Source organism: Acinetobacter sp. S54, assembly GCF_016624945.1.
Taxonomy (GTDB): Bacteria; Pseudomonadota; Gammaproteobacteria; order Pseudomonadales; family Moraxellaceae; genus Acinetobacter.
The window spans coordinates 90,883-102,719 of the sequence record NZ_JACVUI010000008.1; the positions used below are offsets into that span (position 1 = coordinate 90,883).

The following is an 11,837-nucleotide window of genomic DNA, read 5'->3' on the forward strand; positions in this document are numbered from 1 at the left end:
TCCTTCATAAAAATAGGGGATGCATGGCAATCCCCTGATTTTGTAAGTTGATAAAACAACTTGATTAATACATTAAACTTCCTGATGCTGCGCATCGGCCGCAGTATCATGTTCATTCATCAATGCTTCCTGCCGAGCTTTACGTTCTGCGCGAGCTTCAGCAGTTAATCGATTCTGTTCAGAATCCCAACCTTCGTAGGCCTCTACAATTTTTTGAACCAATTGGTGACGTACTACATCACGCGAATGGAAGCGAGTAATGTGAATTTCTTTGATGGGTTCCAGTACTCGTAAAGCATGGGCTAAACCTGACTGTTGTCCCCTTGGTAAATCCACTTGCGTAATATCGCCAGTAATCACAGCACGTGACCCAAAACCTAAACGAGTTAAGAACATTTTCATCTGTTCAGGTGTGGTGTTTTGCGCTTCATCCAAAATCACAAAAGAATGATTCAACGTTCGACCACGCATATAGGCAAGGGGCGCAACTTCAATAACTTGACGTTCGATCAATTTTGCAACTTTTTCAAACCCTAACATTTCATACAGGGCATCATAAAGTGGGCGCAAATAGGGATCAATTTTTTGGGTTAAATCACCAGGCAAGAAACCCAGTTTTTCACCCGCTTCAACTGCTGGTCTTACCAGGAGAATTCGCTGTATTTCATTGCGCTCAAGCATGTCAACTGCTGCGGCAACGGCCAGATAAGTCTTACCTGTTCCAGCAGGCCCAATTCCAAATGAAATATCACTTTGTAGAATGCGCTGGACGTAGCGTTTTTGATTGGTGCCACGAGGGTTAATGCGGCCTTTAGGCGTTTGTAACCAGACATTATCCAGACCTGTGTGTTCCTGTTCGGACTCATCCATCAGTTCACGATCGGTCTGGCTACCTTGAATCATTAAGTGCAGAATATCTGCACTAATCTGACTGGAAATTTCTGATTCATCGTAAAGACGCTGGAGCAAGGATTCTGCTCGTTCGACTGCATCGATGTCACCATCGATGTAGAACGCGTCGCCACGATGAGTTATTTGTACATCTAAACGCTGTTCAATCTGCTTCAAGTGACCGTTGTATGCACCTAACATGCTTTTTAAACGGGTCATTGAAACGCCGGGAAAAGTAACGGTACGTCGAATCGCTGCAGTCAAAGAGGAATCCTTTTTGTCGCCTTGTTCTAATACCCTTACATTACGCCACGTCAGGCTCAAGATTCAAGAGTTCACCATAAACTAAATTCAAAGTTTTTATCTTGGTAATCTCAATCTCCGCGAAGCGTCCCACCCACGAAGCATCTCCGACAAATGTAACCAGTCGTGTATTGTCTGCTGTGCCGACCAAAAGATCTGGATTTTTGTCAGAAACATTCTCGACCAATACCCGTTGAACTGTACCTAACATGGCATCGGTTTTACGAATACTAGACTGCTTGATCCAATGCTGAACTTTGCCTAATCGTTCTTTTTTTACAGTTTCTGAGGTCGTATCTTCTAATTCAGCTGCAGGTGTACCTGGACGTTTAGAATAGACAAAACTATAAGAATGATCAAAATCTAAATCTTTGATAAATTGATAGGTTTCTTCAAAATGCTCATCAGTTTCACCCGGAAAGCCAATAATGAAGTCACTAGATAAGTGCATATCTGGACGGATTTTTCGCAACTTGGCGATCTTCTCGATATAGACATCAATAGTGTGATTGCGTTTCATGGCTTGCAACACTGCATTTGAGCCACTTTGTACAGGTAAATGTAAATGTGACACCATCTGTGGCAAATCGCGGTAGCATTGAATTAAGTCATCAGAAAATTCAAGGGGGTGCGAAGTGGTATAACGTAAACGTCCAATACCGGGAATTTCTGAAACGAGTCGTAACAATTCTGGGAAGGTACAAATTCCACCTTCAAAGGTTTCACCACGGTATCCATTGACATTTTGACCCAGTAAAGAAATTTCACGAACGCCTTTTTCAGCGAGGCCTGCAATTTCAGCTAGTACATCATCTAATGGACGCGATACTTCTTCGCCACGGGTATAGGGAACCACGCAGAAAGAACAGTATTTTGAACAGCCTTCCATAATTGAAACAAAAGCTTTAAACCCTTCGACATGCGGTTCAGGCAAGAAATCAAATTTCTCAATATCTGGAAATGAAATATCAACCAGTTTAATTTTATCTTTTTTGGGTTTCTCAATTTGATCCTGATGTTGATCCAGCATTTGGGGCAAACGGTGTAGAGTTTGCGGGCCAAACACCATATCGACATACGGAGCACGTTTTTGAATGTTGTCACCTTCCTGAGATGCAACACAACCCCCAACGCCAATAATTAGATCAGGATTTTGTTCTTTTAGTTTACGCCAGCGACCTAACTCACTAAATACCTTTTCTTGAGCCTTTTCACGAATAGAGCAGGTATTCATCAGTAGAATATCGGCTTCTTTCGGATCAGTGGTCAGTATATAGCCGTGAGAATCGCCTAAAAGGTCTGCCATACGATGACTGTCATACTCATTCATCTGACACCCTTGAGTTTCAATATACAATTTCTTGATTGAAACATCATGAGTGTGCGCTGGCTGGGTGACAGTGTTTTCTGAGGCAGCTTTGGCACCATTTGGAATGAAGGTTTGAACCGTCATGTAGGCTCCTAAAACAAATTAAAACGATTATTGGGAATTTGACCCAATGAAAGCGCGCAATTGTAGCAGTATTTACAGCAAAGATATCAAAATAAATAAAATGCAAAAATGGCTGACTCAAATACAGATGGACGTGAAGATTGCCCAATTTAAATGCGGCGTTAAATTCATTGATTTTTCAGTTAAAAAAATGTGAATATTACTGTTGGTGAATCAGCAGGTTACATAACACAACAGTAGTAGGCGCAAAGAATAATTACACTAGCAGGGCGCAGAGGTTGTTGGGGTTTAAAAAAGCATCTATGGCATGGAAAGAAAAGAGTAAATCTTCAGTGGGAATTTTTTTAAAAAATAAATGGATATGTACCACTGCTATAAGTGTTTTGACATCACTTACCGGTTCTGTAGCTTTTGCTGCTGAGGAACAATTTAATGATGCATTACGTGCAGCCACTGCAAGTGATTTAACTGCGCTCGATCAATACCAGTTTTCTATGCAAAATGATGTTTTGGGTTATTATCCAGAATATTGGAAGCTCAATACGGATTTGGGTTTACAGCCTGCGGCATCTATTATTAATTTTGCAAAACGTTATCCCAACTCTGCGATGGCTGAAAAATTATCAGCTGATTATGTAGAAGAAAAAGTTAAGCAAGGTGATTTGACTGGCGCACAACCTGTATTGCCTTATGTGACCAATCCAGACCGTGCTGAAAGTTGTGCGGTAGCACAGGTTCGCGCAAGCTCAGGCGATCCGCTGGTTTTTGCTGAATATAAAGATGTTTGGCTGACGACCAATACTCAGCCTGATTCCTGTAATGGACTTGGCCGCATGATGCAATCTAGTCCACTGATGTCTGCGCAAGACAAACAGCAACGTCTGTGGGGGCAATTGCGGGCAGGACAATCTGGGCTGGCTTTATCTACAGCACAAACTTTAGGCATTAGTCTGTCACTGGCTCAGTTAAATCAGATTCAGTCTAATCCATTAAATTATCTGTGGGCTGCACCAAAAACCTCACAGGTAGATTATGCCTATCTGATTTTTGCATTAGGTCGTTTAGCTGATAGTGATCTAACATCAGCATTGGCTAATGTCAAAAAAACTGCGGAAGGTACCCCTCCAGAAGTTCAAAAGTATTTATACCGTACGGTAGGCTATATCGGCGGTACAACAGTAATGAAGAATAACTTTAATCGCGAAGTTTTAAATAACTTTGATTTAAGTTATGGCTATCCACTGAGTCCTGAAGAGGCTGAAGTGTATGCACGTCAAGCCGTGCGTTTTGGTTCATGGGAAAGTCTGATTCGTGCGATTGACGGCATGTCGGTAAGTCAAAAGCAGGAAGATCGCTGGCAATATTGGCTAGCGCGTGCTTTAGAACAACGTAATGATCGGCAGGCCAAACAGCAGGCGCAGCAAATTTATAAAAAATTGGCCCAATCTGGTGATGATTATCATAACTTGTTAGCACGTGATCATCTGGGGCAAAAATACAATGATATTCCAGCCTACTCCCAAGCCACCAATAATGATTTACAGCGATTAAGTCAGGATATTCATTTTAGACGTGCTTTTACTTTACGTAATGTGAATGCCCCAGATAACTATGTCAACCGTGAATGGAACTGGGCGGTGCGTCAAGCATATTTGAAACAGGATGACGGTTTACTACTGGCTGCTGCGCAACGCGCCAGTGAGATTGGTTGGTATGATCGTGCGATTTATGCTGCAGATCGTACTGTCAATAAACATAATTATTCTTATCGTTATATCATGCCCCATAAAGTCACAGTCGTGAATCATAGTCAGAATGCGGGAATTGATCCTGCATGGGCTTATGGTTTAATGCGTCAGGAAAGTCGCTTTGTGACTTCTGCACGTTCGCATGTAGGAGCGGGTGGTTTGATGCAGATTATGCCGGATACAGCAAAACTTGTTGCCCGACAAATGGGTGAAACGTATAACCCAGCTGCACTCAGTGATATGAATACCAATGTGCGTTACGGAACATTTTATTTATCCATGATTCAGGGGCAATTAAGTGGTAATCCCGTATTGGCAACTGCCGGCTATAACGCAGGGCCAAATCGTGCACGTCGCTGGCAACCTGATTTTCAGCCGCTGGCAGCCGATCAGTATACGGAAAGTATCCCGTTACTTGAAACCCGCGATTATGTAAAACATGTGATGACCAATGCTGCGCATTATGGTGTTCTATTGGGGCGGGGGCCTCAGTCTATTGAACAGCGCATGCTTCCGATTCCTGTTCGCAGTACACCTTAAACAAAAGTTGGCTTTTATGATAACGGTTAAGTTTTTAGTTCGATGAAGAAGAAAAGTTTTATATACCATTGTTTGTCGTGGTGGACGGGATGTGTTTTTTGGGTAAATCTTTATTTATTTGCTCCGAACTTACATGCCGAAGCACCACGATTACAAGGCTATGTCATGCAAGTTCAGATGACACCTGCGGTATGTGCACTAGATCCTGCTCGACAAAAACAGCGTAAATGTCTGGAAGGTTATTCACTGACTATTAACGGCTTATTGCCTGAAACGACTCACCCAAATTGTGAGACGACTTCTCCGCCGACACTATCACCATTACAAGCCAAGGTTGTGGCTCGTGTGATGCCCGATGAAAATGCTCGTGCTCAATTATGGCGTAGTATTGGCGGATGTATTCCGATGTCTGCTAGTCAGTATTTTCGTATGATTATTAATTATGCGGAACGTTTGAAAATTCCGGCGGATCTTACGAGTGGTGTGAATAAGGAAATTCAGAAAAATAACCTGCAACAACAATTTGTCCGCCTAAATCCATCATTACCTGCCAGTGGTATTCGTTTTAGTTGCCAATCTTCGCGTTCAGAACCGATTTTGACAGAAGTTCAGGTGTGTTATCAGGTCAATGGAACTTATAAGCAATGTTCCAGCCATGTGGTTTCCAATTGTCCAAATGAGTTCACAATTAAAGGTAGTTATTAATCACTTGGTCTCAGTTGATTTGTATTTTCTATCAGACTTTTGTTGAAATTCATTCTCTTTTAAATGCATCTCTTGCGGGTTTGGAGTACAATCTTTGCCGTTTATGATTATTAGATTAAATAGCGTACTGACTGTTTAATCATCTTAACGATCCTCAATTGGAGATAATTACATGAAGCAACCCGTTCGTGTTGCCGTTACTGGCGCTGCAGGTCAAATTGGTTATAGCTTGTTATTCCGTATCGCAAGCGGTGAAATGTTAGGCAAAGATCAACCAGTGATTTTGCAATTGCTTGAGATCCCAGTTGAGAAAGCTCAACAAGCGCTTAAAGGCGTAATGATGGAACTTGACGACTGTGCTTTCCCATTGTTGGCTGGCATGATCGGTACTGATGATCCTAAAGTTGCATTTAAAGATGCAGACTACGCATTACTAGTAGGTTCTCGTCCACGTGGTCCTGGTATGGAACGTGCTGACTTGTTGAAAGTGAACGGTGAAATCTTCATTGGTCAAGGTCAAGCATTAAATGAAGTTGCTAGCCGTGACGTAAAAGTATTGGTTGTAGGTAACCCTGCAAATACGAATGCTTACATTGCAATGAAATCTGCTCCAGATCTTCCAGCAAAAAACTTCACTGCAATGTTGCGTCTTGACCACAACCGTGCTTTAACTCAAATCGCGCAAAAAGCAGGCGTTGCTGTAGCTGACATTAAAAACCTTACAGTTTGGGGTAACCACTCTCCAACAATGTATGCAGACTACCGTTTTGCAACTGCAAATGGCGTAAGCTTAAAAGACAAAATCAATGATGCTGACTGGAATGCTAATGTATTCCTTCCAACTGTTGGTAAACGTGGTGCTGCGATTATTGAAGCACGTGGTTTGTCTTCTGCTGCTTCTGCTGCAAATGCTGCAATTGATCATATGCGTGATTGGGCTTTGGGTACAAATGGTGAGTGGGTCACTATGGGTATTCCTTCTGACGGTTCTTATGGTATTCCAGAAGGCGTTATGTATGGCGTTCCTGTAACGTGTGAAAATGGCGAATATAAACGTGTTGAAGGCCTTGAAATTGATGCATTCAGCCGTGAGCGTATGGACAAAACTCTTCAAGAACTTGAAGAAGAACGTGCTGCAATTGCAGACATGTTAAAATAATTAAAAACGATTTTTAATCGTAAAAAGGCATTTCTTAAAGGAATGCCTTTTTTATTGTTTAATCTTTTGCATAGGTATGATTTAAAACAAAAAATAACAAGAAAATTAAGCAATTTTTGATGACAAAACACGACATTGTAGTTAACGTGAAGATTAACTTAGGTCAATATTGATTTATGGAGAATAACAATGTTTGAACAACAACCAACTTTAGAATTACTATTTGAGCAGCTTGGATTGGATGCCAATGAAGAAGCAATGGATCAATTTATTAGAGATCATCAATTATCGGCTGACCTTAAGTTGCATGAGGCAGATTTCTGGAGCGCGGCTCAACGTGATTTTCTTAAAAGTCATTGGGACAAAGATGATGACTGGGCTATTGTCATTGATGAACTCAATCAACAGCTTCATATTGATAGTGGATCCTAAAGCCTAGGCTTTAGGACACCTTGAATGGTTTAATGCGTTTTTGTGCGAATGAGGGTTTTAAACCAGTCTTGTTGATGTAATTTAGCAAAGGCAGAATGGAACTGCATCAACTCAAGATCAAACTCCGCACATTGGCTGTATTTTTCTAACCAATGTCGAGTCAATGCATATTCTGATTTGACAGCAGATGCATAGGCCAGAAAAAATAAAATATCGCCGTGCTGTAAATGTGCCAATGGTTTTAGAATTTGCTGGCTAATCGTGGCAAATTTTGTCTCACGATTGAGTTCGTAATACATCATATATGCTTTGGCCAATTGCAGGGACAAATCAAGATAAAGCGATATAGGCATTTCATCAAATTCGATGCGAGAGGTCTCTAAAATCGCAATTGCTTCATGTAAGAAATGGACTCGTTCCTGACGATTACGGCTAATTTCGACCAGTTGTAAGCGCAAATCCCCACGTTCCAGTGCAAGTTCAGGTGTATTGCCGGCAAGGTAGTGTTGATCAGTTTCTCCGATGCGCTCAACAATCATTTTACTTGTATCTAGCATGTGGGTCATCCTCTTGGTTTATCGTCATTATATGAGGCTATTTTACGATTTTAAAAGTGTTCAGAAGTGCAACGCAGTGTTTCGCTTCGATTTCATATTTATGAACTACTCAGATGACCAGATTGAATGGCCACTGCGTAGCCATGCCGTAATTGAAAGTCGCTGACGTTTAGAAATTAATACTTCATGTAATAAATCGCTTTGGAAAATGACCATACGATTCGGCTCGGGTTCAATCATATGCCAGTGATCATTTTTATCTTGTAAGCGTAGCTGGCCGCCCCAATCCGATTGCCATTCTGAGTGCAAATAATAGACTGCTGATATCATGCGATCATTTTTTTTCTGAGGATTATCTCGATGGAGCGCATAAAATTCACCAGCATTATAACAGGCAAAATGTGCTTCAATAGTTTGAATTCCCATGAAAAAAGCACGATTAAAGGCCTCGGAAAACTCTTGAAGTAGTTTGATATGCTGTTGTGCCATTCTTAATTTTTCATCGATCCAGAGGATGTGATCGCTACGAATTTTACTGACGACTCCACTTTGAATCGCGGCTTCACGGAACTGATTTAAATTTGAGAGACATTCTTCTAACAGCCCTAGAGCAAATTGTGCAGAATGAGTTTGATTGACAATAGCAAAACCGTATTGGTCTAAATCATCCAGAATTTGTTCGATGTCATGTTGAATCGACTCAATAATTTGCTGCATACTGCCTCTAAATAATCAAATAAACGCATCAAAGAAAAACAGTCAAGCGTGCGCTTTACCTATTCTAAAACAACTCATCCACACGTAACTGCTTTTTTTCATGTTAAAATACACGTTAATCTGAGGAATTAATGTAAAAATGAATTACCGTCACCATTTCCATGCGGGCAACTTTGCTGATGTCATGAAGCATGTACTTTTGCTTCAACTATTAACGCGCTTAAACGCGAAAGATAAGCCTTATCGTTATATTGATACGCATGGTGGTGCGGGAAAATATGATTTATCTCAGGCACCTGCACAAAAATCAGGTGAGTTTTTGACGGGTATCCATCGTTTGGTTCAGCTCGGGGATATGGAAAAGCGTAAGGCTCCTGAAGGCGTTCAACAGTATCTAAAACTCGTTGAAAATATTCGTGCCGAACAGGGTAAAGGTACTTATCCTGGTTCGCCATGGTTTGCTTTACAAGCGATGCGTGAAATAGATAAAGCCACTGTTTTTGAAATGCAGCGCGATGTTTTTCAGCAATTACGCCATAATATTCACGATAAGCGAATGGGCTTGCACGAGCGTGATGCCTATGAAGGCCTACTTGCAGTCATTCCGCCGAAGGAAAAGCGCGGCTTGGTGATGATCGACCCTCCTTATGAATTGGAACGCAAGGATTTTCCACAGCTGGTTGAACTTCTACAAAACACCTATAAAAAATGGCCTACGGGGGTTTTTGCAGTATGGTATCCGATTAAAGATCGCGCGATGATTGAGCGTTTTGAAAAGAAAATGATCAAAACGGGCATACGCCGTCAGCTTATTTGTGAGATTTGTGTTTGGCCAGATGATACTCCAGTCGGTTTAAACGGTTGTGGTCTATTGGTGATTAATCCGCCTTGGCAATTTTCTGAAGATGCCGATCAGGCCTTACAATGGTTATTTCCACATTTACGTATGCAGGAAAATGGCGGTCATGCCGCAGTTCGCTGGCTTGTAGGTGAGTAAGACTCACCGTTCAAAGCATATTGAGATTAACAACAATGACAAACATACAAAAGCCAAACAACGATTCAACTCAGAATGATCATCCTTTTGATGGTATTACCTTTGAGGTGGTTGAAGAGGAACAAACGCAGGAAGGTCAAAAAGTTAAACGCCGTGGTATTTATTTATGGCCAAATTTGATTACGACCGCTGCATTGCTTTCAGGATTTTATTCAATTACTGCCAGTATGAATGGTGAGTTTTTACAAGCCATTTATGCGATTTTTCTTGCTGCATTGCTTGATGGGCTGGATGGTCGAGTTGCAAGAGCGATTGGTGCGCAAAGTGCGTTTGGCGAACAGTACGATTCTTTGTCTGACTTATTGGCTTTTGGTGTTGCCCCTGCCATTTTGATGTACAGCTGGAGCTTGCATGATCTTGGGCGTATTGGGCTGGCGTGCTGTTTTATTTATACCGCTTGCGCTGCGTTTCGTTTGGCAAGATTTAATGTACAAATTGGAGTGGTTGATAAACGCTATTTTATCGGTATAGCAAGTCCTTTGGCTGCTATATTGGTGATTACCCTGATTTGGGTCAGCCGTGATTACCCATTTATTTTTGATACCCGCGACATTGCTATTCAAGTCGTCTATGCAGTGTATATGGTAGTTGTTGCAGTATTGATGATCTCAAACATCAAATATTATTCCTTTAAGCAAATGGATCGCAAACGAGTTCCTTTTGTCGTAATGCTGCCAGTAGTGCTGATTTTTGCAGCAATTACTTACAATATTCCAATGGGGATTTTAGTTGTATCAATTATTTATGCGATCTCAGGTTTTGTGACCACCTTGTTCGCACGTAAACAAAGTCCTACTATAAAGACATAATGCTCATAATTGGGGTTCAGTATGCAAATGTTGATGGGTTCGCTAGAACAGTCCACACGCCTGAACCTCCAGCTCGACCCAACTTCTCTGCTTGCCTATCATCCGCCTAAAGGTCGCTTTAAGCTGGTTTATCATGGATTACTCTTACCAAATTTACCCGCGCCACTACATTTTCTAAATTTTATTACCCTGATTGGCCAACCTAAAATTCCATTATTTTATAATCACAACATTATCAAAGATAAAGCATTAAATACGGCCAGTGTGATGATGGCAATAAGTCCACATCAACGAGGACATTTAAAAAGCTATCAGCTTGATCAACAATGCCAAATTGATCCTTATCATTACCAATTTGATCAAATAGATCAATTCAATGGTTTTTTTCCAAATTTTGAAATTCAACGCCAAGATCATGAATTAGAATTGAATCTTAAAATTCAAACGGTCCCGAATGTCACTTATTTTGTTCCATTAAAATGGAATTTATTTGAACACTGGTCAATTTTGTGTCATTGCGAAGGAAATTTAAAATATCAAAATCAACATTATCAAATCAGTGGGATGGGAAGTTTTGACTATGCTCGAGCTGCTAATATCCCTTACTTGCCATTGGCGTTTTATACGCATCAAGTGATCAATCTAAATGAAACAATGCAAATAATTTTGAGTCAAGTACGCAATCAGTGGAACCAAATTATCTATTCTAAGTTTTATATGCGTTGCACCAATGGAGAAACATTTTTTACAGATAAAAAAGTGTATTTTCACGTTCATCGCGTTTTTCCAAAAATTACTACCCCGAATCACCGTCAAATGTATCTTCCTAGAGAGTTCTCGTGGTATGTGGAAGAAAATGGATGCCCTATCTTTGAAATCAAAGCCCAAAGTCGTGGAGATTTTAAATTTGGAGTAGGAGCAGGATTTGCTGGAAGCTTTCGTTATTGTGCCCGTTTTCGGGATCAGGATTTTGAAGGTGAAAGTGGTTATTGTGAATATATAGATATTCGACCTTTAAACTGGCAAGAAAAAAGCCAAACACAAATTCTTGCAGATGAGTTTCTTCAAATTCAGCCATGTTTACTTAAAAAATAACCAAACGCTTTGGAATGGTACAAAATTTAATCGATATATTTAAAAACTTTTAAAAAGTGGTTGCATGGCTAGGGGAATGCTGTAGAATGCGCACTCATCGGCGGTGATGTTGATAAAAACTTGTTGAAAAACAGGGTGTTGATTGGGTCTTGGTGGATTTGATTGATATTTTGAAGAATAAATAAGTTTGAAAAAAATATCGTTTTCACCTGTTGACTTTTAAGAGATTAAGAGTAATATAGCCGACCTAGCTTGATGCTGACGAAGCATGAAGAAGATCATTAAGAGCATAGAAGAACAACTTGTGTGGATTTTTACTGATTGATTAATCGAAATATTATCATTAATTGATTGGTTTAAATTACTCGAAG

General features: G+C 40.6%; 11 protein-coding genes. 7 read left to right on the top strand and 4 right to left on the bottom strand.

Annotated features, from left to right (window positions below; translation table 11 throughout):
• Nucleotides 1-72: 72 nt before the first annotated feature.
• Both IAE20_RS12240 and miaB read right to left on the bottom strand, forming a co-directional pair.
• A complete protein-coding gene (locus IAE20_RS12240) occupies nucleotides 73-1,155 on the bottom strand; it encodes a PhoH family protein (RefSeq protein ID WP_200482350.1) in 1,083 nt (360 codons plus the stop codon).
• A 40-nt stretch (nucleotides 1,156-1,195) separates the two neighbouring features.
• Nucleotides 1,196-2,647: a tRNA (N6-isopentenyl adenosine(37)-C2)-methylthiotransferase MiaB gene (gene miaB, locus IAE20_RS12245; RefSeq protein ID WP_200482349.1), complete on the bottom strand. Its 1,452-nt coding sequence runs from the start codon at nucleotides 2,645-2,647 to the stop codon at nucleotides 1,196-1,198.
• 302 nt (nucleotides 2,648-2,949) lie between these two features.
• Here miaB and IAE20_RS12250 point away from each other — a divergent pair, with 302 nt between their 5' ends.
• From IAE20_RS12250 to IAE20_RS12265, 4 genes are all read left to right on the top strand, one after another.
• A complete protein-coding gene (locus IAE20_RS12250; RefSeq protein WP_200482392.1) occupies nucleotides 2,950-4,935 on the top strand; it encodes a lytic transglycosylase domain-containing protein in 1,986 nt (661 codons plus the stop codon).
• A gap of 42 nt (nucleotides 4,936-4,977) precedes the next feature.
• A complete protein-coding gene (locus IAE20_RS12255) occupies nucleotides 4,978-5,640 on the top strand; it encodes a ribonuclease I (protein ID WP_200482348.1) in 663 nt (220 codons plus the stop codon).
• Between the two features lie 172 nt (nucleotides 5,641-5,812).
• Nucleotides 5,813-6,799 carry a malate dehydrogenase gene (locus IAE20_RS12260; RefSeq protein ID WP_200461174.1) on the top strand — a complete coding sequence of 329 codons (987 nt, stop codon included), beginning with the start codon at nucleotides 5,813-5,815 and terminating at the stop codon, nucleotides 6,797-6,799.
• A gap of 189 nt (nucleotides 6,800-6,988) precedes the next feature.
• Nucleotides 6,989-7,231 carry a DUF2789 family protein gene (locus IAE20_RS12265; protein WP_200482347.1) on the top strand — a complete coding sequence of 81 codons (243 nt, stop codon included), beginning with the start codon at nucleotides 6,989-6,991 and terminating at the stop codon, nucleotides 7,229-7,231.
• A 29-nt stretch (nucleotides 7,232-7,260) separates the two neighbouring features.
• Here IAE20_RS12265 and IAE20_RS12270 read toward each other — a convergent pair whose 3' ends face one another.
• Nucleotides 7,261-7,788: a hypothetical protein gene (locus tag IAE20_RS12270; protein WP_200461172.1), complete on the bottom strand. Its 528-nt coding sequence runs from the start codon at nucleotides 7,786-7,788 to the stop codon at nucleotides 7,261-7,263.
• 105 nt (nucleotides 7,789-7,893) lie between these two features.
• Nucleotides 7,894-8,505: a 2OG-Fe(II) oxygenase gene (locus IAE20_RS12275; RefSeq protein ID WP_200482346.1), complete on the bottom strand. Its 612-nt coding sequence runs from the start codon at nucleotides 8,503-8,505 to the stop codon at nucleotides 7,894-7,896.
• Nucleotides 8,506-8,644: 139 nt separating this feature from the next.
• Here IAE20_RS12275 and IAE20_RS12280 point away from each other — a divergent pair, with 139 nt between their 5' ends.
• From IAE20_RS12280 to IAE20_RS12290, 3 genes are read left to right on the top strand one after another with little or no spacing between them, the layout of a single operon-like run.
• Nucleotides 8,645-9,502, top strand: a complete 858-nt coding sequence (locus tag IAE20_RS12280) for a 23S rRNA (adenine(2030)-N(6))-methyltransferase RlmJ (protein ID WP_200482345.1) — start codon at nucleotides 8,645-8,647, stop codon at nucleotides 9,500-9,502.
• 35 nt (nucleotides 9,503-9,537) lie between these two features.
• Nucleotides 9,538-10,371 (top strand): CDP-diacylglycerol--serine O-phosphatidyltransferase, encoded by an 834-nt coding sequence (gene pssA / locus IAE20_RS12285; RefSeq protein WP_200461169.1) that lies wholly within the window; start codon nucleotides 9,538-9,540, stop codon nucleotides 10,369-10,371.
• A gap of 21 nt (nucleotides 10,372-10,392) precedes the next feature.
• Nucleotides 10,393-11,466: a DUF6670 family protein gene (locus IAE20_RS12290; protein ID WP_200461168.1), complete on the top strand. Its 1,074-nt coding sequence runs from the start codon at nucleotides 10,393-10,395 to the stop codon at nucleotides 11,464-11,466.
• The last annotated feature ends 371 nt before the right edge of the window (nucleotides 11,467-11,837 follow it).